Here is a 21,865-nt window from a genome sequence, read left to right as displayed (position 1 = left end):
GGAAAAGAGAGAGGGCCATCTTATGAAAGCCCACCTCCCTTGAACAGCGTTAATCTCGCCGTGCCAACGCCCGCAATAAGTGGCCGCAGAAAAGCCGCAACAGCAAAACCCCCGCTTATTTCCTGAAAGCGGGCGTTTTGTGGTGTGCCGTTATGGCTGCTGATTGCAGCAATGGCAAGGCTTGCTACCAGTCTGTCGCGCAGCCGTTATGACTGCGGCGCCGCCTTGATCAGCTCTTCATAGTGATCAATCAGCTCAGGCCCGTGCAGCGGCGAGTCGTGACCGCCAATCACCGTCTTGATCGGCAACTTCATCGCTTTCAGCCTCTCGATGGTCTGCGGATAGGCCTTCACATTGGCAAAGCTCAGGTTGCCCAGCTTCTCCTTGAGGATGCAGTTGCCATAGAGCACCTGCTCATCGGGGAAGTAGACAAAAATGCCGTCCGGCGTATGGGCCGGGCCCGCGTAGAAGGCGCGCACCTTGCCCTCTTGCAGCTTGAAGTCGCCATCGTGCACCACGTTCGGCAGCACCAGCGGCAGATCCGGATACTCCGGCAGCCCCTTGCGGGTAAAGGCGACAATCTCGGCCCAGTCGCTCTTCATCAGATCCCGAGTCTGGCGCGTCGCCACCACCTTGGCCCCGATGGACTTCCAGTAGGCATTACCGCCCGCCCGGTCGGTGTGGTAGTTGGTGTTGATCACCTCCAGCACCGGCTTGCTGCTGACCCGTTTGATCAGCTTGTGCAGCTCGCGGGCGGTATCCGGCGTCCAGGTCGCCCCCACCACCGTCACCCCCTTGGCCCCGAAATAGACCATGGAGTTTTCCTTTACGTAGTAGTTATCTTCAACCACGTAAACAGGGCCGCTCACCTGCTTGAGGGAGATCCCCGCCGCCCGCACGCTGCCACCCCAGAAACTCGCCATCAGCACCACGGCCCCGGCCAATGTGCACTTCATCCAACCTTTCATCATCTTGCTCCCTCGAACCAACCGCCCCCTCGCCACCCCTGTGGCAAGCCGGGCCTTTTAAGCAGTGAGCAGAAGATACGGGGGATTTGTGAGGGGAAAATGAGGTTGTGTGAAGAGAAGGTGAAGTCTGGGAAAATTCAGAAAAATCAGGGGGGAATCGACGACGAGCCACGACCAATATGGCGATTGATGGTGCGGGAAGCTGAGAGAGGTAAAGGCTCAAAACACGCAATCAGCGCCTTGATGTAGGGACGATTAGCGCAGCGTAATCGTCCGTTTACAACATGAATCATGATCACAACATAAGAAGAAGCAAGACTCCAGGAATCTATTAACAACATTTTATTCACAACTCGAGTCAGTGAATCTTCCCACTACTTCATTGATCCAGAGCGACTTTGTCTTAACTTGCCCTTCCAAATGACAGATTTATCTATATCATATTGCCGCAACATAAATAACTTTTTATACAATCAACTTTTATATTGTCGGTACATTATGGATTCTATAGAGTTTACTTTAGGTGTTTTAGGGATAGTTTTAGCAGTTTTATTTTGGCTTGTGCCGAAAGAAACCATTACTGGTTTATTCAAAAAATATAGTTTAGATAGCTACATTGAAAAGCTAAACCTTAGATCAGAATTTAAGATAGCGATCGTTGATGACGAAATAGACAGCTATCCCATTAAATATATTAAAGACTTGGGGTTTACTGTAAAAGAATATGAATCAGTATCTTTTGCAGACTCTGACTCATTAGTGAAAAATGACCTTGTACTGTTAGATGTAAAAGGGGTTGTAAAAGAAGATCTAGATGAAGGCGGAGCAAAACTCATTAAGATAATTAAAGAGACCAGGCCACTAATGCCTGTTGTCGCAGTGTCTTCAGGATATTTTCATACAGAATTAAATGACTATTTCAGAAGCTCTGATGCCACGGTAAACAAACCGATAGATGAGTATAAAATCAGAGAGTTGATAAACGAGCTTAAAAAAGAATTCTTCGATGCAAAATGTATTGCTACCGACATTGAAAGCCGAATAAAAAAGCTAGACATTAGTTCAACTAAGAAGAATAAAATGAAAAAGACTATCATCTATTTCATTTCAAATAGATGCGATGAAGGTGAGTTTTTGAACGTGATTCATATGAATGCGAGAAGTGAGTCACAAGAAATTATTAACAACAGCAAAATCCTACTAGATAGAATAAAAAATGATTAATTCAATACTTGAAAATAGAATTATTGATACACCATGGCCGGTATATATTGGCGATAAATTATTTGAAGGTAGTAAAATAAAAAGTTACTCAAACTGTAATGAGCTTTGCCGTACTCACTCGAATGGCCAAGATGAGCATACATGTGAACATGGTCTAACTCATATATCTAGGAAGATATCAGGACAGTTAGTCACAGTATCTGGTGTATTTATTTCAGGTGAGAATACAAGTAAAAAACACAAAAGAAACATAGTTCTGTCACAAAGAAAAACTAGCAGAGATGCAATAGCACTATGGTTTTCCACATTAGATGAAAAAAATACGATCATCCAATCTTTAGTAACAAAAACCGCAAAGAATAATTTTGATCAATTCCATGAATTCGTAAAATGGGCAAGAGAAATAAGCTATTATAGCAATAGATTATTAGATGCGAATACAAAATCAAAAGGCCTTTCTTTTGAAAATGCATCCGAAGATCTAAAGAGCCTATACAAAACCAGCGCCATGTTACTAGACTCTTTGGATACTACTGCATTATATTTCAATCCTGCAAGCGCTCAATTTGGTAGGAAAAAGCTTACTGATATATATAGCATGGTACATAAAATAAAACTTGTGCTCTCTCATTCAACAACGAACAAAAATAGAGCTAATGTAATTTTAAGAGGGAGGGTTGAAAACAAACATAAAGTTTATGAATCATTTAAGATAGTACCATTATCGTTAATTCAAAACGCTATAAAATACAAACGTTCTGGGGATGTGGAAGTTGTCTTTGATGAAATAGATGATACTCTGCGCATGAGTGTCAATTCTATAGGATTTGAAATACCAAGCTCTGAAATAGAGCACTTATTTTTAAGAGGTTTTCGAACTAAAAAAGCTCGTGAAATGTCTGTAGAAGGTTGTGGCCTTGGTCTTTATGTATTAAAAATAGTCACTGATGCTCATAATTTTAATGTTACAGTCACTAGTACACCATTAGCCCACTTAAATAATGGCTTAGCATTAAACTCATTCACAGTTTTTATTCATTGAGCAAATTGCTGTAAGCCACATAAACTTTCTGATTTTGAAAACATTCCACGCCTTTTAATTTAAAATAAACCACCTGCATAATGCGGGTGGTTTTTGGTATTTTATGTCGAATCAGAGATATTTATTTTCATTTCAAAATCAAGACTATGGTAACGTCTGCGGCGGCACCATTCGCTTGCTGCTATTGGACTCAAAGCCGAGGCGACACAACGAGCTGCGCCCTCCTCACAGACGCCAGCGCAGACCAACCCCAAACTAAAATAGTGCAACCATGGCTAATAAACGGCGTTTTCCCTGACGGGTATGATGCAGGCCAGATGTATCGCTTGTTAGTGAGATAAGGAACCAAGGTCATGGCTATTCATGGAGCTACCCCGGTGATGTTGAAGGCTATCGACAGCCTGCAGCTCGCCAACGTCAATCCCGGCAGCAATCAGAAGCTTGCCCTTCATCTGGGTGAAGGCAAGGAATACACCATTCATATCGGCAAGAGTGGGGATGTCTCCGTACAACGGGACCTGGCCCATTTAAGCACGCTGGGCCGAATCAAAAATGCGGTGGTCGACTTCTTTAGCCGCGCCACCACCAAGGGGGAGAGTGCGCTCACCACCCGGGCCACTCAAATTCAGTCCGAGGTGCAGCGGCAGCTGACCGAACTTGGCCAAGCCAAGAAGATTGTGCAGCAAGCCTTTAACCAGCCCGTCAGCGAGTTCAAGAACGAGGCCCAATATCTGAAGCCGGGTAGCGACCCCAAAACGGCGACCATGGCCGATATCACAGATGCCAACAAGAAGCGCCTCGGTCTGGAGACGCTGGATAAGGACTCCCTGAGCTTTGTGCAGCAGCACTTCTCCAGCTTTATCAACGGTAAAGATGCCATCTTCAGCATGCTGAGCAGTCGGGTGATCGAGCGGACGTTCTCCCTGCACGAGTCACTCTCGGGTGAGGCACTCAGTTCGGCGTTGAATACGCTGGGCCACGAATCGGAGGCGTTCAACGCCAAGGTCAATGCCGAGTTCAATCGCAGCTTCGTCCAGCTGTTTGAGCAAAGAGCCAACGCCGAGCTGGACGCCCTGACCGAGGCAAACACCCGCGCCAACAAGACCTCACCGCAGGTCGAAGAGCACACTGGCGAATCGGACGGGGAGAACGTCGCCGCCAAGATGAAGAAAAGTGTGCGCTTTAACGACAATCCGGTGAGCGATGTCCGGGTGTTCGAGCTGGAAGAGGGCCGAGCACTCAATATCAAGGTGTAACCCTTGCCATGAATATGGATGACGGCCCGGCCCGCTCGGTGGCGGGCCGTCTCTTGGTGATCGTGCCCTGCCCCTTCGAAGACGACCGGGCAACCGGACTGGAGTGTTGTGTTGGATATCTATCAGAAAATCGTGGCCGAGCTGTCGGTCGAACCGCTGGCCTTCGATGAAAACGGCGTCTGCACGTTCGAGATCCAGCGAGCAGCAGAGGAAGCGAGCGCCCCCTTTGTGGTCAATATCGTGGCTCAACCCGACGAGATGGCACTGGTGCTCTCGGTGACCACGGCGAGCGATCTTCCCGAGCGCCTGTCTCGCGAATTGTTCCTGCGCTTTGGCGAGCATGCCCTCGCCCCCTTGCGCCATGGCTACGGGGTCGGCATCTATCCGGGCACCGAGCGGGTATCGTTTTTCTCCCGGATAGCGCTGGGGAGCTATCGTCCGCAGCAGATCAGGGAGAGCCTCGCCGATCTGCTGGAGAAGGCCCACGAGTGGGAGGCCAGCTTGTCCCAAGATGAGCAGACCCCGCCTGTGACAAAAAGCGAAATGGGTGCGGGCCAGAACATCCGGGTGTGATGGCCAAAGCCGGAACATGGACGAAAAAAAGAGGGAGGCATGATGCCTCCCTCTCTCTTTGTCTCTGATCTAACAACAATCAGGCCAGCTGTGGCAATCAAACCAACGGCGGCGTCCGTGGCGGCACCATCCGCTTGCTGCCGGTGGACTCGAAGGCCGAGGCGAAGCGCAGCAGGTTGTTGTCGTCATAGGCACGACCGGCGAAGGTCAGGCCCACCGGCATACCGATATCGGCCATCACCCCCATGGGGACGGTAACAGTCGGCACGCCGAGATGGCGAATGGCGAGGTTGCCGTTGGCAACCCAGATGCCGTTGCTCCAGGCGATATCGGCAGAGGCCGGATTCACATCCGCATCAGCCGGGGCGACGTCGGCGACGGTCGGGAACAGCACGGCGTCAAGCTTGAGCCCGTCCATCCAGTCTTCCAGATCCAGCTTGCGGGTCTTCTCCAGACCACGCAGGCCATCCGGCACTGTGGCGATCTCGTCCCAGGATTTCAGGCCACGCTTGGCCATATTGACGTACTCGTCCATGCCCGCCGCCAGATCGCCCTCGCGGTTCGGCAGGGTGCCCGGATCGTGGGGGAAGATCTTCGGCCCATCGACATCGGCCAGCTTGTTCAACTTGGGATCGCCGTTGGCGCGCAGGAAGTCGTCGAACGCCCAGCCGGAGAGCTCCCACAGCTCGTCGTTGAGAAACTCCGGGCTCACGATGCCGCGATTGAACACGGTCGGCGCGCCGGGTCTGTCCCCTTCGCAGTTGGAGACCAACGGGAAGTCCACTTCGATAACTTCGGCGCCAGCGGCTTCCAGCGCATGACGGGCCTGCTCCCAGAGGGTAATCACGGAGTCGCGGGTATGGATGCGCTGACCAGTCGGGCCGCCGATACCGGGGTTTTCGCTGGTGCCAGCCAGTTCATCCTTGTTGATAAACATGCGCGGCACGCCGAGGCGCTTGCCCTTCAGGGCATCGACCTTGGCAGCCAGATCCAGATAGGAAGCCGGACGCACCTCGGAAGCCTTGGGCAGCTGCACCCAGGGCTGCATGCGCCACAGATCGCCACGGGTGTCGGCATCGTCAGCCACCACAACGTCGAGCACTTCCAGGAGGTCGTTCATGGTGCGGGCATAGGGCACGACCACATCCATGGTCGGAGTCAGCGGCCAGTTGCCGCGCACCGAGATGACACCACGGGACGGGGTATAGGCGCACAGGCCGTTGTTGGAGGCCGGGCCACGGCCGCTCGACCAGGTCTCTTCGGCCAGACCAAAGGCGGAGAAGCTGGCGGCGGTGGCGGTACCGGCACCGTTGGAGGAGCCGGAGGCAAACGGCGCGGTCAGGTAGTCGGCGTTGTAGGGGCTCTCGGCACGGCCATAGACGCCGCGCTGCATGCCGCCATTGGCCATCGGCGGCATATTGGTTTTGCCAAGGCAGATGGCACCGGCGGCGCGCAGGCGCTCAACGGTAAAGGCATCGCGCTGGGCCACCAGATCCTTGAAGGCCGGGCTGCCGGAGGCGGCGGTCAGCCCCTTGACCAGATAGCTGTCTTTGGCGGTGTAGGGGATGCCGTCGAGCGGGCTCAGGGTCTCGCCACGGGCACGGCGGGCATCGGAAGCCTCGGCTTCTTTCAGCGCATCGGGATTGGCGACCACCACGGCATTGAGTTTGGTGGCAGTCTCGGGGCCGTTGTAGGCCTCGATCCGGGCCAGATAGGCCTTGACCAGTTCGACCGCTGTGGTGCGGCCTGATTCGAGCGCGGCACGCAGCTCGGCAATGGAAACCTCGGTCACTTCGATCATTTTGATCTCCTGTAAAAGGGTGACTGTTTGTCATGATGATCGCCGCATCAGCGCCTGCGACCATCACACCATCAAGAGATAAAACCCCACTGAGTGGGGTTTTGAATACTCACCGGAACCGGTTCTTATTTGCCGGAGGGGATCTGCTGGGTAATGCAGTGAATATTGCCACCGCCCAGCAGGATCTCGCGGGCCGGTACGCCGATCACGGTGTGCTCCGGGAAGATCTCTTCCAGAATGCGCTGGGCTTCGCCATCGGTGGCGGCATCCAGCAGCGGATAGACGATGCGATCGTTGGTGATGAGGAAGTTCACGTAGGAACCGGCCAGACGGCCCTCGGCCTCGCGCGGCACACCGCTGCCGCTCTCGACACCGGCAGACTCCTCTTCAGTGCAGAACAGCGGGCCCGGCTGGGGCAGCTTCCACACTTTCAGCTTGCGACCCTTGGCATCGACCGCCGCTTCCAGCACCTTGAGGGCGGCCACGGAGCGGGCGTACTGGGGATCGTTCTGGTCGTCAGTCCAGTGCAGGGCCACTTCACCCGGACGCACGAAGCAGCACATGTTGTCGATGTGGCCGTCGGTTTCGTCCATGTAGACGCCTTCGTCCAGCCAGATAAAGCTGGTGACGCCCAGATAGTCGCGCAAGTGCGCTTCGATCTGCGCTTTGGTCAGGTGCGGGTTGCGGTTTTCGTTGAGCAGGCACTCGGCGGTGGTCAGGCAGGTGCCTTCGCCATCGACGTGGATGGAGCCCCCTTCCAGAATCAGCGGCGCATCGTAGCGAGCCATGCCGTGCTGGGCCAGCATCTGGGCTGCGACCTCTTCATCCTGATTCCACGGGTAGTAGAGACCGCCCTTGTGACCGCCCCAGGCGTTGAAGCCCCAATCCACCCCACGGCACTCGCCGGCCGCGTTGGTGACGATGGTCGGGCCGGTATCGCGGGCCCAGCAGTCATCGCTGTTCATCTCGACCAGAGTGACGTGGGCGGGCATGATGGCGCGGGCCTGCTCCATAAACTGGGCTGGCACCCCCATAAAGACCGGGGTGGCGCCACCGATGGCATCGGCCACCTTGGCGAAGGTCTCTTGCGCGAAGCGACCGGCTACGCGCCAGTTATCCGGGCGAAACGGCCAGATCATCCAGACGGCCTGCTGGTGCGCCCACTCGGCGGGCATGGTGAAGCCGTCGGCGGCCGGCGTGGAGTTAATGGTCTTGATGCTCATCGCAAGGCTCCTTGCATGGATTGAGGCCCCGTTTACGCCCGATGCGGCGCGGGAACCCGGAAAAATAACAGTGGGTCGCAGAGTAAGACGTTGCGCCCCCATCCATCAAATGAATAGGATGGATTATCCCATAAACACGGCGAATAATCCCCCCATGAAACTGCACCAGCTCGACCTCAATCTGCTGCTCGCTTTTGACGCCCTGATGACGCAGGGCAGCGTTACCCGCGCCGCCGAGGCGCTCTTTATCAGCCAGCCCGCCATGAGCCACTCCCTTAACCGGCTGCGCACCTTTCTCGGCGACCCGCTTTTGGTACGCACCCCGCAGGGGATGCTGCCGACCCCGCGCGCCCAGCGGCTGCATCTCGGGGTGCAGCAGGCGCTGCGGCTGCTGGAGCAGCAGCTCACCGAGGAAGAAGAGTTCGAGCCGAGCCAGTCGAAGCGGCGCTTCGTGCTCTGCACCACAGATTACGTGGAGTGCGTGCTGATCCCACCGCTTATTCAGCGGCTCAGACGGCTGGCGCCGGGGGTCACCATCGAGATCCGCATCCTGCGCGACACCCTGCCCGAAGCCGAGCTGGCGAGCGGCGAGATCGATTTGGTGCTGGGCTTTGACGAATACATGCAGGTACCGGGGTATCTCGGCAAGGAGACCTGGCTCACCGAGCCGCTGGCCGGGCTGGTGCGCGCCGATCTGCCGATTGCCAAATCGGCCCCCTCCGGCGCCGAGGATGACCCCTCCCTGTGGCAGGAGCGCATCACCCTGCCGCAGCTGATCGCCATGCCCCATGTGTTCCACTCGCCGCTGGGCACCTCGGAGGCGAGCCTCGACCGCTATCTGAAGAGTCAGGGCTTTAGCCGCACCATCTCGGTCAACAGTCAGAGTTATATGTCCGCCGCCGCCATCGTTAGCCAGAGCGATCACCTGCTGGTGCTGCCCAGCATGGTGGCCGAGCTGCTCGCCACCCACTGGCCGCTGAAAAGCCTGCCGCTGCCCGAGGATGTGCCCGACTACCACCTCAACTGCGTCTGGCATCCAGTGCACGCACAGCAACCAGCACTGGTATGGCTGAAAGATTTGATGAAAGAGCTGGTGGGGCCAAGGTAATGCTGAGGTAAGCCTCCCAAAAACAACAGTGGCTCCCTCAGGAGCCACTGTTGTTTCTGCTGTATCGCGTTACGCCCGCAGGGCCCGCATCAGCTGGGCGACTACGTCGTCGAGCAGGGGGCGATCGGGGCGGCACTGGGCGAAGGTGACCAGCCCTTGCAGGTTGATCAGCAGCAGTGCGGTGAGGGTGTGGATATTGCTATCCGGGGCCAGTTCACCCTTGGCCTGCGCCTGTGTCAGCAACTCGGCCAGATCCTGCTCCAGCTCGCCATAGATCCCCTTGACCCGCTGGGTCAGCTCCTCATCCTGCTCGCTCAGCTCCATCATGGTGCGGGTCACCAGACAGGAGCCGCAGAGCGCCTCCCCCACAATCCGGTCGAGATAGGCCGCAAGGCCCGCCAGCGGGCTCGGGTTGTCGAGCAGGGAGCGGCGCAGGGTGCGTTTACCCTCGACATAGTGATCCACCGCCGCCAGCAGCAGGCCGCGCTTGTTGCCAAAGGCGCCGTAAATGCTGCCCGGGTGCAGGCCGGTGGCAGCCACCAGCTCCTGCATGGTGGTCTTGGCATATCCCTTGGCGCGAAACGCTTCCATGGCATTTCGCAGTACCTCGTCCCGATCAAACTCGGCTATGCGCATGGTTCCTCCCGTGGGAAATGGTTCACCGGCAAGGGGCAACAGAGCCCGCCGATAAAGAGTGGCTGGAAAGGGCGGCAAGTTTACCCCAGCCGCCCGCTCGGGCCAACCTTCTTGAACGCGCATTCAAAAAAAGCTTGCGCCCGACGCAAAAAACGTCTTGAATGCACGTTCAAGAATAACCCGTTCAGGACAACCTATCATGAATACCCTGTTTCAGCCGTATCGACTCAATGACACTCTGACCCTGGCCAACCGTTTCATGATGGCCCCGCTCACCCGCTGCATGGCAGGCCCAGGTCTGGTGCCGACCGAGCAGATGGCAGCCTATTACGGCCGCCGCGCCGATATCGGCCTGATTGTTTCAGAGGCCGTCATCATCCGCCCCGACGCGCAGGGCTACCCCAATACCCCGGGCCTCTTCACCCAGGCTCAGATCGATGGCTGGAAGAAAGTGACCAGCGCCGTGCACGCCAAGGGTGGCAAGATCTTCGCCCAGCTGTGGCACGTCGGTCGCCTCTCCCACCCCTTCTTCCATCAGGCTGAAGTGCTGGCCCCCTCTGCCGTGGCGCACGAGGGCACTGTGCCCCGCATGCGCGAGCTCACCTATCAGGTGCCGCGCGCCCTGACCGAGGCCGAAATAGCCCTGCTGGTACAGGATTACGCCCAAGCCGCAGCCAACGCCATCGAGGCGGGCTTTGACGGGGTGGAGATCCACGGCGCCAACGGCTACCTGATCGACCAGTTCCTGCACCACTCCACTAACCTGCGCACCGACAACTACGGCGGCAGCCCGGAAAAGATGAGCCGCTTCGCGCTGGAAGTGGTCGATGCCATCAGCGCCCGCATCGGTGGTGATCGGGTAGGTATTCGCCTCTCCCCGGGTGCCTATGTCCATCTGGCGGGCAGCCCGGAAGATCGCGCCGTGTTCGACTATCTGCTGGGCAAGCTCAACGATCGCCCGCTGGCCTATATCCACCTCGGCATCTTTGATGACAACCTCACCTTCGATTATCTGGGTGGCCGCGCCTCCGACTATCTGCGTGCCCACTACAAAGGCAATCTGGTCGGGGTGGGCAACTACGACGCCGAGCGCGCCGCTGCGGCCATCGAGGCTAACCGCTTCGATCTGGTGGCTATCGGTCGTCCACTTATCGCCAACCCGGACTATCTGGCCAAGGTGAAGAAAGGAGAAGCGCTGGTGCCCTACGCCGACACCATGCTGGCTGAGCTGGTATAACCACGAAGCCATCGCCAGACCACAGGCAATAAAAAATGAGGGGAGCTGTTGCTCCCCTCGTGCTATCTGGCTGATGCGCTGATCAGTTGGTGCGGATGCTTAATTGGTACGAAACAGCGCCTCGATGGAGAGCCCCTGGCTCAGCAGGATCTCCCGCAGACGACGCAGCCCCTCCACCTGGATCTGGCGTACCCGCTCGCGAGTCAGACCAATCTCGGCCCCCACATCCTCGAGGGTGGCCGGCTCATAACCCAACAGACCAAAACGACGGGCCAGCACTTCCCGCTGCTTGGGGTTGAGCTCCTCCAGCCAGTGGACAATGCTGCTGCGCATATCATCTTCCTGTGACTCCAGCTCAGGCCCCATGCCGCGCTCGTCGGAGAGCACATCCAGCAATGCCTTGTCGCGATCGCCACCGATGGGGGTGTCCACCGAGGTGATCTTCTCGTTGAGTTTGAGCATGCGGTTCACGTCGTCCACCGAACGATCCAGCGCGAAGGCGATATCCTCGGCGGTCGGTTCATGATCGAGACGGTGAGAGAGTTCGCGCGCGGTGCGCAGGTAAACGTTTAACTCTTTGACCACATGAATGGGCAGACGGATAGTGCGGGTCTGGTTCATGATGGCCCGCTCGATGGTCTGGCGGATCCACCAGGTGGCATAGGTAGAGAAACGGAAGCCGCGCTCGGGGTCAAACTTCTCGACCGCGCGGATAAGACCGAGGTTGCCCTCTTCGATGAGATCCAGCAGCACCAGGCCGCGGTTGTTGTAACGACGGGCGATTTTCACCACCAGTCGCAGGTTGGACTCGATCATGCGCTTGCGGGCGGCTTTGTCACCGCGCAAGGCACGACGGGCGTAGTAGACTTCCTCTTCGGCAGTGAGCAGCGGGGAGAAACCTATCTCCCCCAGATAGAGTTGCGTGGCATCCATCACCTTGTTCAGTTCCGGTGCCAGCAACTCATCGGAGATAATATCTTCCGCCTCGGCGGCTACCTCCTGCAACTCTTCTACCTCGTGAGATTCGGGTTCAGCGTCAAACTCTAACTCTGCATCCTGCATTACCAGTTGTTCTTGGCTCATGGTGTGTCTCCCTGACGTTACCAGAGTAAGACGGTCTCTCTGGGGTTAACGCTTTGGCAAATAGCTCATCGGATTGATCGACTTGCCTCTGTACCGGATCTCGAAATGCAATCGCACATCCGGCGCGTCCGTGCTACCCATGTTGGCAATGACCGAGCCCCCCTTGACGCTGTCCCCTTCCTTCACCCGCAACTCGTCGTTGTGTGCGTAAGCGGAGAGATAGTCATCATCATGCTTGAGGATAATCAGCTTGCCGTACCCCCTTAAAGCACTGCCAGCGTATACCACTTTACCGCTGCTGGCGGCGTAGACGGGTTGCCCCTTCTGGCCGGCTATGTCGATCCCCTTGTTACCCTGTTCTGCAACAGAGAACCCCTCGACAATCCGGCCTTTTGCGGGCCAGTGCCAAGCAAGTCTCGACTGGGAGTTGTTTGTTTTTTGTTCTTTGACCTGAGCGTATTCCTTCGGTGCTGCCGGAGCAACGGATTTTTGAGAGATGAACGGCGTGGTCTGACCAGATCCACTCGGCTCGGCCAACGGACGCGGACCGCTGCTGGGACGGCTCACGGCCACCGGCGTCACGGTTGCCGGACGAGTCGCAGCCACCATCTGGGTCGAACCGCCGCCTGCGGTCTGGACATTGAGCACCTGACCCGGTTGCAGCGCATAGGGGGCGCTCAGGTTGTTGCTCTGGGCCAGCGCCTGCGGCGTCATGCCAAACTGGCGGCCGATGCTGCTCAGGGTATCGCCGCGGCGCACCTCATAGGTACCGGCACTGCGGCTGCTGCTCATGCTGGCGCTGGAGCCATCGAGCCGCAGTCGCTGCCCCGGATAGATGTTGTAAGGCGGGCTGATATTGTTGAGGCTGGCCAGCGACGGCACGTCGTTGCCGGAGTTGAAGGCGATGGAGTAGAGGGTATCGCCCCGCTTCACCACATAGCTGCCGCCCTGAATGGGGGCGCTGACCTGGGCACCGCTTTGGCGAGCCGGAATGGTCGAGACAAACTGCCCCTCATCAACACCATCTACCGGAGCTGCATTTTTACTGGAGGAGCAGGCAAGCAGCAGCCATGACAACACCACGACACTGCTTCCTTGCCAAATACGCGAACGCATAATGGATCCTTAACGACTAAACCAGAAATAGGCCACCACGGCCAGACCAATACAGAGCCAACCGAGCACATCTACGTAGTGCATCAGTTTGCGTTCCATCTTCTCGCCACCCCAACGCATCAGGCCCGCAACCAGGAAAAAGCGCATGCCACGACCGATGAGGGAGGTGATGATGAAGGGCAGCAGAGCCATTTGCAACAACCCTGCCGTCACGGTAAACACCTTGTAGGGGATAGGGGTGAAGCTGGCAATGAAAATGACCCAGATCCCCCACTGCTCAAACCAGTTGCGAGCGATTTCGATCTTGTCCTGATAGCCCACAGACTCCACCAGTGGCAGCACGACCGGATCCCACAGGGCATAGCCAAGGGCATAGCCAAACAGGGCGCCCAGCACAGAGAAGACGGTAGCCAACGTGGCGTAGTGCCACGCCTTGTGGGGCTTGGCGAGCGCCATCGGTGCCAGCATCACGTCCACCGGGATCGGCCAGAATACCGACTCGATGAAAGCGGTGATGGAGAGATACCAGGGGGCATGCTTGTGGCGAGCCCACTGCATCACCAGTACGTACAAACGGGAAAACAACTTCACTCAACATCTCCGTCAATCAGGGGAACAAAACGTACCGGCTCCAGAATACGGCTGGTCAGCTGGGATCCGGATCGTTCGATCAGCTGCAGGGTCTGCTGGCTGTCACCCACGGGCAACACCAGTCGGCCCCCTTCGGCCAGCTGATCGGTGAGTGCCGTCGGGATCTCGCTCGCCGCGGCCGTCACCAGAATGGCGTCATAAGGCCCCTTGTTGGGCCACCCCAGCCAGCCGTTGCCGTGCTTGGCCGAGACATTGTGCAGATCGAGCTGGCGCAGTCGGCGTCTGGCCTGGAACTGCAGCGACTTGATCCGCTCCACGGTATAAACATGCTCCACCAGATGGGCGAGGATCGCCGTCTGGTAGCCCGAGCCAGTGCCAATCTCCAGCACATGGGCCGGATTGTTTTGCATCAGCAACTCGGTCATTCGCGCCACCATATAGGGCTGCGAAATGGTCTGGCCGTGGCCAATGGGCAGGGCGGTGTTGTCCCACGCCTTGTGCGCCATGGCCTCGTCCACGAACAGCTGGCGCGGCACTTTCGCGATGGTCGCCAGCACGCGAAAATCGCGAATATCCTGCGCAATGAGCTGATTTAACAGGCGCTGTACTATCACACCACCCTCATCCCTGCAGATCTAACCAGGCCCCCAGACCGGCGAGACTGTCGTAGGCAGTCATATCGATGGTCAGAGGGGTAATCGAGACATAGCCCTGCTCGATGGCAGCAAAATCGGTACCGTCACCGGCATCCTGCTGGCTACCGGGGGGGCCGATCCAGTAGATGGGCTGGCCACGGGGATCCTCGGTGCAGATCACCGACTCCGCCCGGTGGCGATTGCCAAGGCGGGTGGTCTTGATCCCCTTGATCTGCTCGAGGGGCAAGTCCGGCACGTTGACGTTGAGGATCTGATCGGCAGGCAGGGGGTGTTTCATCAGCCCCTTCACCAGCAGGGCCGCATAGTGGGCCGCCGTGGCGAAGTGGGTCTTGCCCACCAGCGAGATGGCGATGGAGGGGTAGCCAAGATGGCGCCCCTCGGTGGCCGCGGCGACCGTGCCCGAGTAAATGACATCATCCCCCAGGTTGGCGCCGTGGTTGATGCCGGCCACCACCATGTCGGGTTCAGGACGCACCAGCTCGTTGACCGCCAGATGCACGCAGTCGGTCGGCGTCCCCTTCACCGCATAGCTCTCGCCCCCATTAAAGCCGTTTTCTGCAATGCGGGTAACCCGCAGCGGTACTTCCAGCGTCAGGGAGTGACTCGCGCCGCTGCGGTTGCGATCCGGCGCCACCACAATGACCTCGCCGCAGGCGCGCAGCGCCTCGCTGAGGGCACGAATGCCCTCGGCATGCACACCATCATCATTACTGACCAGAATTCGCATCGGTCTGATTCCTGAAACCGTGATCGGCCTCTTCGGCCTGCATTAACTCGCGCACCACGCTGGTGGCAAACGCGCCCGCCGGCAGGAAGAAGGAGAGGGTCAGCGCCTCGCCGTCCAGCTGCCAGCTCATCTGCTCCGGCTTGAGCAGCAGGGGGCGCCTGTCCTGATCCAACCCGGCCTTCTCCAGCCCGTCACACCAATCGCTGTAAGGGGCCAGCACGCCCTGTTCGAACTCGGCAGCGGCGCCCTGACTGGCCAGACGGCCACGGCCCCACTGGGGCGCGGTGAGCTGCACGTCGCCGGAGGCAAGACGCGCTTCCAGCTCGGGGGTCACGCTCTCTTCGCTGAAGATGGAGTGGCTGCCCTTGAGCATCACGCAATCACCGGCCAGCAGCTGATGAGCCAGCCCCTGCTCGATACGGGCGCTGACAATGGCGTTGAACAGCATGCTGCGGGCGGCAGAGAGGTAGAGGGAACGCTTGTTGCGATCCTTGATCCGCTTGCCGGCAAACATCGCCTTGGCCGCTTCCAGGTTGTTGCCATCGCGGCCAAAACGCTGCTCACCATAGTAATTGGGTACGCCCTGAGTGGCGATGGCCTGCAGGCGCGCCTCCAGCCCGTCGGCCTGTTCCAGACCGGTGAGACGCAGGGTGAAATGGTTGCCCTTGAGGTAGCCGACCCGCAATTTGCGGTTGTGACGCCTGGCTTGCAGGATCTGGATGCTGTCGCTCTCGATGACCGACAAGTCCGGCTCGGCCTTGCCCGGCAGGTGAATGCCGAACCACTGCTCGGTCACCGCGTGGCGATCTTTCAGGCCCGCCCAGGTCACCGCATTGCGATTGACCCCGGCCGCATCGGCCAGCAGACCCGCCACCCAGGCGGTGTTCTCGCCGGTTTTGCGCACACGGACGAAGATATGCTCCCCTTCCCCGCAGGGCTCGAAGCCGAGATCTTCATTGACCACGAAGTCGGCGGCCTCGGCCTTGAGGATACCGCGGGCGGTGGGCGCCCCGTGCAGATAGGCAAGTTGTTCCAGCATTATTGTTTCACCAGTAGGACGACGGCTTCGGTGGCGATCCCTTCCTTGCGCCCCGTAAACCCAAGCTGTTCGGTGGTGGTCGCCTTGACGTTCACCCGGTTCAAATCACATTGCAGATCGGCGGCCAGCACAGCGCACATGGCGTCGATATGGGGCGCCATTTTGGGGGCTTGGGCGATGATGGTCACATCCAGGTTGCCGATGGCATAACCCGCCTTCTGTACCCGGGCAAAGACATCCCGCAGCAGGATGCGACTGTCGATCCCCTTGAACTCGGCAGCGGTATCGGGGAAGTGGCGACCGATGTCACCGGCACCGATGGCCCCCAGCAGGGCATCGCTCACCGCGTGCAGCACCACATCGCCGTCAGAGTGGGCAACCAGCCCCTGCTCGTAGGGAACCGGCACGCCACCCAGCATGCAGGGGCCAACACCACCAAATTTATGAACATCAAAACCATGACCAATGCGCATCATCAGCGGCAACCTCCCAACATGCTGAAACCAACCCCATCAATTTTGTGTACGTCCACACCATGTCCAATCCGGATCATGCTAACTCCTTGTTCGGGCCTGTTTGTTCGAGACACTCTGCTCTGAACGGTCTGTTCTGACTGAGGGGCTTATGCCTGCTGGCTTAAAAACAGCCCCGCCAGCGACAAGTCTTCCGGCCGGGTCACTTTGATATTGTCGGCGCGCCCCTCCACCATCCGCACAGTGAATCCGGCCCGCTCCATGGCGGAGGCCTCGTCGGTGATGGTGGCGCCCAGCAGCAGCCCCTCTTCGAGCGCCCGCTTCAGGGCACGGGTAGGGAACATCTGCGGCGTCAGGGCATGCCAGAGCTGCTCGCGCTCGACGGTGGCGATGATATTGCCCTCCCCATCGGAGCGTTTCATGGTATCGCGCACCCGACTGCCGAGAATGGCACCGCCGCAGTTCATGGCCGCGGCAATCAGCGCATCTAGATCGCCGTGAGTCAGACAGGGACGGGCCGCATCGTGCACCAGCACCCACTCCCCTTGCGCCACATGGAGACCATTGAGGACGGAAAAGGCGCGCTCGGCGCCTCCCTCTACCCGCACAATGCGCGGGTCGGCCGCCACGGGCAGGGCCTCGAACCAGCGGTCATGGGGCGCCAGCGCCACGATCACCTGGGCGATGGCCGGGTGGGAGAGCAGCCGCTCCAGGGTATGTTCGAGAATGGTTTTACCCGCCAGTTGCAGGTACTGCTTGGGGCAATCGGCCCCCATCCGGCTGCCGATACCGGCGGCAGGGACGATCGCCGTCAGGCCGGATATCCGGCTGGCATCAGTCATCGTAGGGCTCATCGTCCGGCGCTGTCTCTTTGTCTTTCTCTTTGGGGATGATCCGGTAGAAGGTCTCCCCCTGCTTGATGTAACCCAGATCGTTGCGCGACAACTCCTCGATGGCCTCGAGGCCAGAGGTGAGATCATCTATCTCGCGGTAAATGAGGTCGTTACGATCCTTGAGAGTCTGGTTGTCCCGCTGTTGCTGCGAGATGGCCTCCGACAGGTTCTGATAATCGGATAGCCCGTTCTTCCCCAGCCAGAGGTCATATTGCAGTCCCCCCAGCAGGAGGATCAGGATCAGGGTGAATAGCCGCATGCACTAGGTCTCCTTCAGGCGGCCTAGTGTCCCATATTCGGTGCCAAGACAAAAGAAAGCGAGCACCCGGGAGCCACCGGCCGAACATAAAAAAGTGCCCAAGAGTGAATCAGATAGCACAAAGCCCCGCCAAACCGGTGCAAGGATGGCCAACCAGGGCGCTCCTTGTCCGGGGGCGGGGCTCTCAATCAGAAAGCGGTAAGGGGGATCAGTTCACCGCGACCGGCTCTCCCGCGCTCTCGGCCGGAGTGTTGTACTCCTCCTCGGCATCGCGGAAACGCTCCAGCATCGCTTTTGAGGGCGCTTCGCCCAGCAGACTGCCCACCACGATGGCCAGCAGTGCGAACAGGAAGCCCGGGATGATCTCATACAGCCCCAGCCAGCCGAACTGCTTCCAGACGATGACGGTGATGGCACCGACCAGCATGCCCGCCAGCGCGCCGTTGCGGGTCATTCGCGGCCAGAGCACCGAGAGCAGCACCACGGGGCCAAAGGCGGCACCGAAACCGGCCCAGGCGTAGCTCACCAGCCCCAGCACCCGGTTTTCCGGATTCATGGCAACGGCGATGGCAATCACCGCGATCAGCAGCACCATCAGGCGACCCACCCACACCAGCTCACGCTGGGAGGCGTTCTTGCGCAGGAACGGCTTGTAGAGATCCTCTGTGATGGCGCTGGAGCAGACCAGTAATTGACAACTTAGAGTGCTCATTACCGCCGCCAGAATGGCGGAGAGCAGCACCCCGGCGATCCAGGGGTTGAACAGGATCTTGGAGAGCTCGATAAAAACCCGCTCCGGGTTGCCGGTCACCCCAGCTGCCACTTCCGGGAAGCGGGCAAAATAGGCCAGCCCGAAGAAGCCGATGGCCACCGCGCCAGCCAGACAGAACACCATCCAGGTCATGCTGATTCGGCGGGCATTGGCCATGGAGTGGTGGGAGTCCGCCGCCATGAAACGGGCCAGAATGTGGGGCTGGCCGAAGTAGCCAAGGCCCCAGGCCATCAGCGAGACAATGGCGATCACATCCAGATTTTTGAACATGTCGAGGTTGGTAGCGCTCTTGGCGGCCACCTCGATCATGGCGCTGTCCACCCCGCCGACGGCGATGATGACGAAGACCGGGGTCAGGATCAGGGCGAAGATCATCAGGGTTGCCTGCACCGTGTCGGTCCAACTCACCGCGAGGAAGCCGCCGAAGAAGGTGTAGGTGATGGTGGCGGCGGCACCGACCCAGAGGGCGGTGTTGTAATCCATGCCGAAGGTGCTTTCGAACAGACGGGCACCGGCCACCACGCCGGAGGCGCAATAGATGGTGAAGAAGAGCAGGATCACCAGCGCCGAGAGGATGCGCAGCACCTTGCTGTGATCTTCAAAGCGATAGGTGAAATAGTCCGGCAGGGTCAGGGCGTTGCGGTTCTTCTCGGTATGCACCCGCAGGCGACCCGCTACCCAGCGCCAGTTGAGGTAAGCGCCGATGACCAGACCGATGGCGATCCAGCTCTCGGAGATGCCGCTGACGAAGACAGCGCCGGGCAGCCCCATCAGCAACCAGCCGCTCATGTCGGAGGCGCCGGCAGAGAGAGCGGTCACCCAGCTCCCCATCCGGCGACCGCCCAGAATGTAGTCATCAAAGTTGCGGGTGGCGCGATAGGCGACGAAGCCGATCAACACCATCCCGAGGATATACACCAGGAAGGTGATTAACATAGGTGTGCTAGCTGTCATGCAAAACTCCGTTTTGTGTCATTTTCTGCCCGCTCTGGTGACGGGCTCATCCCTAAAAAACCGGCCTAGCTTAATCAGCCGTTCGCGCCAGCTCAACCACTTTTAACAAACACAAAACACAATAAAAACCTTTGCGCATCAAATCATCTGCCGCATCAAGAGGATGGCGCCAGATTTCCTGCCATGGTCGTATTGTCCATATCGCAGCGCCCGCCGCTACTGAGCGTTCTGTTTTCACATTTTGTTACTATCCATTTTTTACAAGCCAGCGCCCCGCTCCTACACTCCCCGCCCTGTCTCATCACACCAGCCAGAGGTCGGCACCATGTCATCTCATCTGTCACACCTGCGAACCCTCGCCCGCCGCCTTCATCCGGTGGCGGAGTCGGGTCATCTCATCCGACGGGCCAAGTATGTGGGGCGTCTCTGGCTCAATCCCGGCGCCCGCGCCCTCTATCGCCAGCAGCAGGAGCAACCACTGCTGGCGCAGGCGATCAGCCGCTTCCCCGATATTCTGGAAAAGCCGATCCACCCCTATCGCCACAAAGGGCTCCGCAAGCGCCTGCGAGCGGGGCTTATCAGCGGCCACTACCAGCAGCTGGCACGTCAGCTGCCCAAGGCGCAACAGCTGGCAATCTACAGCGGGCGCGGCCTGCTGCTGGCCCAGTGGCAGAGCGACAAGCTGACGGCCCCCCTCACCCTGCAACTGGATTACCAAACCCACATGGGCAAAGAGGGGGAGATGAGCCTGACCCTCAAGCTGGGTGACGCGGCGCTCTATTACATGGCCCTCAATCTGCGCCCCGCGCCGAACCCGACCCTCGAGATCTGCTCGCTGCAGGGCGGCAAGGGGCAGAGCGAGGAGATCAAACAGGTCACCAAGGCGTGCGGCGGGCTGCGCCCCATGTCCCTGCTGGTCTATATGGCCGCCGAGCTGGCCCGGGGGCTGGCGTGCAAGAGCCTGCTCGGGATCCGCACCCAAAGCCACGTCTATCAGAGCAGCAAGCGCACCGCCGATCGGGTCAAGTTCGATCTCGACGGCTTGTGGCAGGAGCATCAGGGCTGCGTGCAAGATGAACTCTGGATGAGCCTGCCGCTGGAGGTGCCCCGCAAGACGCTGGAGGAGATCCCCTCCCGCAAGCGGGCCAGCTACAAGGCGCGTTATCAGCTGCTCGATCAGCTCGGCAGCGAGCTGCAGACAAATCTGCTACGAAGCTGAGTCAACCTAGCAGAAACAAAAAGGGCGAACAGCATGCTGTTCGCCCTTTGTCGTTACGGGGATTTGCCCTTAGCGGTTGATCGCCATCGGCATGCCGTTGCGCTGCTCCAGCGCCTGCTTCACCAGTTGGGAGTCGCTGTCGGCGTGGGCAATGAAACGGGTCACCGCCGGGGTCATCGGCAGCGGTGCCGGCAGCTTGGAGTTGAACTCCTCTTCGCTGCGCGACAGCGGCTGATGCACTTCCAGATAGCGGACACCGTTGGGCTCGAGAGAGGCCTTGATCGGCTGGTTGACGAACTGGACGCGAGTACCGACCGGTACCTGCTTGAACAGGTAGGCGATGTCGTCGTTGCGCAGACGCACACAGCCGTGGCTCACCCGCAGGCCGATGCCGAAGTTGGCGTTGGTACCGTGGATGGCGTACATCTTTCCGATGTAGAGGGCAAACAGACCCATGGGGTTGTCCGGGCCGGCCGGCCATACCGCAGGCAGGCTCTCGCCACGGGCGGCATATTCGGCATGCATCTTGGCGGTCGGGGTCCAGGTCGGGCCCGCTTTCTTGCGCTGCACGCTGGTCACCCAGTTTTCCGGAGTGTCGGTGCCGAGCTGGCCGATACCGATGGGCAGCACTTCCACCACTTTTTTACCCTTGGGGTAGTAGTAGAGGCGCATCTCGGCCACGTTCAGCACGATCCCTTCACGGGGTGCATCCGGCAGGATCAGTTGCTGGGGGATCACCAGCTTCTCGCCGGTCTGTACCAACAGGGGATCCGCATCGGGGTTGGCTTCGGTCATGTTGGTGAGCCCCAGCTGGAATTTGGCCGCAATGGCCTCCAGCGGCTGGCCGTTCTCTTCGGCCGGAACCACATATTCCAGATTCTCCCCTACCAGACGGCTGTTGGCCGCAGGCAGAGCATATTCAACAGCGAAAACCGGCGCAGCGGTCAGCAGCAGGCTGTAGCAGAGTGTTGCCACACTATTGCGAAGGAGCTTCATAACTTTCCCATGATGATGA

At 58.6% G+C, this 21,865-nt stretch carries 22 protein-coding genes; 7 read left to right on the top strand and 15 right to left on the bottom strand.

All coding sequences use genetic code 11. The annotated features are described in order from the left end of the window. Positions 1-206: 206 nt before the first annotated feature. Positions 207-971: a CphA family subclass B2 metallo-beta-lactamase gene (locus tag AB5Y83_RS15995; RefSeq protein WP_236767773.1), complete on the bottom strand. Its 765-nt coding sequence runs from the start codon at positions 969-971 to the stop codon at positions 207-209. A 495-nt stretch (positions 972-1,466) separates the two neighbouring features. Here AB5Y83_RS15995 and AB5Y83_RS15990 point away from each other — a divergent pair, with 495 nt between their 5' ends. From AB5Y83_RS15990 to AB5Y83_RS15975, 4 genes are all read left to right on the top strand, one after another. Continuing rightward, the gene (locus AB5Y83_RS15990) at positions 1,467-2,192 is read left to right on the top strand and encodes a hypothetical protein (RefSeq protein ID WP_236373619.1); all 726 of its coding nucleotides are present in this window, start codon (positions 1,467-1,469) and stop codon (positions 2,190-2,192) included. After that, a complete protein-coding gene (locus AB5Y83_RS15985; RefSeq protein WP_258720790.1) occupies positions 2,185-3,234 on the top strand; it encodes an ATP-binding protein in 1,050 nt (349 codons plus the stop codon). The genes AB5Y83_RS15990 and AB5Y83_RS15985 overlap by 8 nt, the downstream gene beginning before the upstream one ends. A 353-nt stretch (positions 3,235-3,587) precedes the next feature. After that, positions 3,588-4,490, top strand: a complete 903-nt coding sequence (locus AB5Y83_RS15980; RefSeq protein WP_368175499.1) for a hypothetical protein — start codon at positions 3,588-3,590, stop codon at positions 4,488-4,490. Between the two features lie 111 nt (positions 4,491-4,601). Next, entirely contained in the window at positions 4,602-5,063 is a 462-nt protein-coding gene (locus AB5Y83_RS15975; protein ID WP_139437491.1) for a CesT family type III secretion system chaperone, read from the top strand. A 97-nt stretch (positions 5,064-5,160) separates the two neighbouring features. On the opposite strand, the gene AB5Y83_RS15970 is transcribed toward AB5Y83_RS15975, so the two are convergent. Together AB5Y83_RS15970 and aguA are read right to left on the bottom strand one after the other, a co-directional pair. Continuing rightward, the gene (locus AB5Y83_RS15970) at positions 5,161-6,864 is read right to left on the bottom strand and encodes an amidase (protein WP_368175498.1); all 1,704 of its coding nucleotides are present in this window, start codon (positions 6,862-6,864) and stop codon (positions 5,161-5,163) included. Between the two features lie 125 nt (positions 6,865-6,989). Further along, on the bottom strand, positions 6,990-8,087 hold the full coding sequence (aguA, locus tag AB5Y83_RS15965) for an agmatine deiminase (protein WP_201973491.1): 1,098 nt from the start codon (positions 8,085-8,087) through the stop codon (positions 6,990-6,992). 154 nt (positions 8,088-8,241) lie between these two features. Here aguA and AB5Y83_RS15960 point away from each other — a divergent pair, with 154 nt between their 5' ends. Beyond that, positions 8,242-9,195, top strand: coding sequence for a LysR family transcriptional regulator (locus AB5Y83_RS15960; protein WP_368175497.1), 954 nt, complete (start codon positions 8,242-8,244; stop codon positions 9,193-9,195). 69 nt (positions 9,196-9,264) lie between these two features. Here AB5Y83_RS15960 and AB5Y83_RS15955 read toward each other — a convergent pair whose 3' ends face one another. Then, a complete protein-coding gene (locus AB5Y83_RS15955) occupies positions 9,265-9,831 on the bottom strand; it encodes a TetR/AcrR family transcriptional regulator (RefSeq protein WP_005335495.1) in 567 nt (188 codons plus the stop codon). Between the two features lie 199 nt (positions 9,832-10,030). Between AB5Y83_RS15955 and AB5Y83_RS15950 the strand changes: the two genes are divergently transcribed. Next, positions 10,031-11,068, top strand: coding sequence for an alkene reductase (locus AB5Y83_RS15950; RefSeq protein ID WP_368175496.1), 1,038 nt, complete (start codon positions 10,031-10,033; stop codon positions 11,066-11,068). Positions 11,069-11,167: 99 nt separating this feature from the next. On the opposite strand, the gene rpoS is transcribed toward AB5Y83_RS15950, so the two are convergent. The 10 genes from rpoS to putP all read right to left on the bottom strand — a co-directional run bounded on the left by rpoS (position 11,168) and on the right by putP (position 19,631). Then, on the bottom strand, positions 11,168-12,151 hold the full coding sequence (rpoS, locus tag AB5Y83_RS15945; protein ID WP_005362773.1) for an RNA polymerase sigma factor RpoS: 984 nt from the start codon (positions 12,149-12,151) through the stop codon (positions 11,168-11,170). Between the two features lie 45 nt (positions 12,152-12,196). Continuing rightward, positions 12,197-13,267, bottom strand: coding sequence for a LysM peptidoglycan-binding domain-containing protein (locus AB5Y83_RS15940; RefSeq protein ID WP_058057110.1), 1,071 nt, complete (start codon positions 13,265-13,267; stop codon positions 12,197-12,199). Positions 13,268-13,276: 9 nt separating this feature from the next. Further along, a complete protein-coding gene (locus tag AB5Y83_RS15935) occupies positions 13,277-13,858 on the bottom strand; it encodes a YqaA family protein (RefSeq protein WP_005354505.1) in 582 nt (193 codons plus the stop codon). Further along, a complete protein-coding gene (locus AB5Y83_RS15930; protein WP_005335507.1) occupies positions 13,855-14,472 on the bottom strand; it encodes a protein-L-isoaspartate(D-aspartate) O-methyltransferase in 618 nt (205 codons plus the stop codon). The genes AB5Y83_RS15935 and AB5Y83_RS15930 overlap by 4 nt, the downstream gene beginning before the upstream one ends. 7 nt (positions 14,473-14,479) lie before the next feature. Continuing rightward, entirely contained in the window at positions 14,480-15,241 is a 762-nt protein-coding gene (surE, locus tag AB5Y83_RS15925) for a 5'/3'-nucleotidase SurE (RefSeq protein WP_076492584.1), read from the bottom strand. Beyond that, complete coding sequence (gene truD, locus AB5Y83_RS15920; RefSeq protein ID WP_005354508.1) at positions 15,222-16,280, bottom strand: tRNA pseudouridine(13) synthase TruD; 1,059 nt, start codon at positions 16,278-16,280, stop codon at positions 15,222-15,224. Before truD ends, surE begins: the two co-directional genes overlap by 20 nt. Next, on the bottom strand, positions 16,280-16,756 hold the full coding sequence (gene ispF / locus AB5Y83_RS15915) for a 2-C-methyl-D-erythritol 2,4-cyclodiphosphate synthase (RefSeq protein WP_005335518.1): 477 nt from the start codon (positions 16,754-16,756) through the stop codon (positions 16,280-16,282). Before ispF ends, truD begins: the two co-directional genes overlap by 1 nt. Before the next feature lie 146 nt (positions 16,757-16,902). Continuing rightward, entirely contained in the window at positions 16,903-17,595 is a 693-nt protein-coding gene (gene ispD / locus AB5Y83_RS15910) for a 2-C-methyl-D-erythritol 4-phosphate cytidylyltransferase (protein WP_224969498.1), read from the bottom strand. Beyond that, positions 17,588-17,905: a cell division protein FtsB gene (ftsB, locus tag AB5Y83_RS15905; protein WP_005335520.1), complete on the bottom strand. Its 318-nt coding sequence runs from the start codon at positions 17,903-17,905 to the stop codon at positions 17,588-17,590. The genes ispD and ftsB overlap by 8 nt, the downstream gene beginning before the upstream one ends. 208 nt (positions 17,906-18,113) lie before the next feature. Beyond that, the gene (putP, locus tag AB5Y83_RS15900; protein ID WP_005354514.1) at positions 18,114-19,631 is read right to left on the bottom strand and encodes a sodium/proline symporter PutP; all 1,518 of its coding nucleotides are present in this window, start codon (positions 19,629-19,631) and stop codon (positions 18,114-18,116) included. Between the two features lie 325 nt (positions 19,632-19,956). Here putP and AB5Y83_RS15895 point away from each other — a divergent pair, with 325 nt between their 5' ends. Further along, complete coding sequence (locus tag AB5Y83_RS15895) at positions 19,957-20,850, top strand: VirK/YbjX family protein (protein ID WP_368175495.1); 894 nt, start codon at positions 19,957-19,959, stop codon at positions 20,848-20,850. Between the two features lie 69 nt (positions 20,851-20,919). On the opposite strand, the gene AB5Y83_RS15890 is transcribed toward AB5Y83_RS15895, so the two are convergent. Next, positions 20,920-21,846, bottom strand: coding sequence for a L,D-transpeptidase family protein (locus AB5Y83_RS15890; protein ID WP_005354531.1), 927 nt, complete (start codon positions 21,844-21,846; stop codon positions 20,920-20,922). Positions 21,847-21,865 lie beyond the last annotated feature (19 nt).

Origin of the sequence: Aeromonas sp. R5-4, assembly GCF_040908215.1 — a bacterium.
Taxonomy (GTDB): Bacteria; Pseudomonadota; Gammaproteobacteria; order Enterobacterales; family Aeromonadaceae; genus Aeromonas; species Aeromonas veronii.
This window is presented reverse-complemented; position numbering and strand designations above follow the sequence as displayed.

What these genes read in the sequence shown, in the direction of transcription:
- AB5Y83_RS15995 (WP_236767773.1), bottom strand. Translation starts at nt 971, where the DNA reads ATGATGAAAGGTTGGATGAAGTGCACATTGGCCGGGGCCGTGGTGCTG.
- AB5Y83_RS15990 (WP_236373619.1), top strand. Translation starts at nt 1,467, where the DNA reads ATGGATTCTATAGAGTTTACTTTAGGTGTTTTAGGGATAGTTTTAGCA.
- AB5Y83_RS15985 (WP_258720790.1), top strand. Translation starts at nt 2,185, where the DNA reads ATGATTAATTCAATACTTGAAAATAGAATTATTGATACACCATGGCCG.
- AB5Y83_RS15980 (WP_368175499.1), top strand. Translation starts at nt 3,588, where the DNA reads ATGGCTATTCATGGAGCTACCCCGGTGATGTTGAAGGCTATCGACAGC.
- AB5Y83_RS15970 (WP_368175498.1), bottom strand. Translation starts at nt 6,864, where the DNA reads ATGATCGAAGTGACCGAGGTTTCCATTGCCGAGCTGCGTGCCGCGCTC.
- aguA (WP_201973491.1), bottom strand. Translation starts at nt 8,087, where the DNA reads ATGAGCATCAAGACCATTAACTCCACGCCGGCCGCCGACGGCTTCACC.
- AB5Y83_RS15960 (WP_368175497.1), top strand. Translation starts at nt 8,242, where the DNA reads ATGAAACTGCACCAGCTCGACCTCAATCTGCTGCTCGCTTTTGACGCC.
- AB5Y83_RS15955 (WP_005335495.1), bottom strand. Translation starts at nt 9,831, where the DNA reads ATGCGCATAGCCGAGTTTGATCGGGACGAGGTACTGCGAAATGCCATG.
- AB5Y83_RS15950 (WP_368175496.1), top strand. Translation starts at nt 10,031, where the DNA reads ATGAATACCCTGTTTCAGCCGTATCGACTCAATGACACTCTGACCCTG.
- rpoS (WP_005362773.1), bottom strand. Translation starts at nt 12,151, where the DNA reads ATGAGCCAAGAACAACTGGTAATGCAGGATGCAGAGTTAGAGTTTGAC.
- AB5Y83_RS15940 (WP_058057110.1), bottom strand. Translation starts at nt 13,267, where the DNA reads ATGCGTTCGCGTATTTGGCAAGGAAGCAGTGTCGTGGTGTTGTCATGG.
- surE (WP_076492584.1), bottom strand. Translation starts at nt 15,241, where the DNA reads ATGCGAATTCTGGTCAGTAATGATGATGGTGTGCATGCCGAGGGCATT.
- truD (WP_005354508.1), bottom strand. Translation starts at nt 16,280, where the DNA reads ATGCTGGAACAACTTGCCTATCTGCACGGGGCGCCCACCGCCCGCGGT.
- ispF (WP_005335518.1), bottom strand. Translation starts at nt 16,756, where the DNA reads ATGATGCGCATTGGTCATGGTTTTGATGTTCATAAATTTGGTGGTGTT.
- ispD (WP_224969498.1), bottom strand. Translation starts at nt 17,595, where the DNA reads ATGACTGATGCCAGCCGGATATCCGGCCTGACGGCGATCGTCCCTGCC.
- ftsB (WP_005335520.1), bottom strand. Translation starts at nt 17,905, where the DNA reads ATGCGGCTATTCACCCTGATCCTGATCCTCCTGCTGGGGGGACTGCAA.
- putP (WP_005354514.1), bottom strand. Translation starts at nt 19,631, where the DNA reads ATGACAGCTAGCACACCTATGTTAATCACCTTCCTGGTGTATATCCTC.
- AB5Y83_RS15895 (WP_368175495.1), top strand. Translation starts at nt 19,957, where the DNA reads ATGTCATCTCATCTGTCACACCTGCGAACCCTCGCCCGCCGCCTTCAT.
- AB5Y83_RS15890 (WP_005354531.1), bottom strand. Translation starts at nt 21,846, where the DNA reads ATGAAGCTCCTTCGCAATAGTGTGGCAACACTCTGCTACAGCCTGCTG.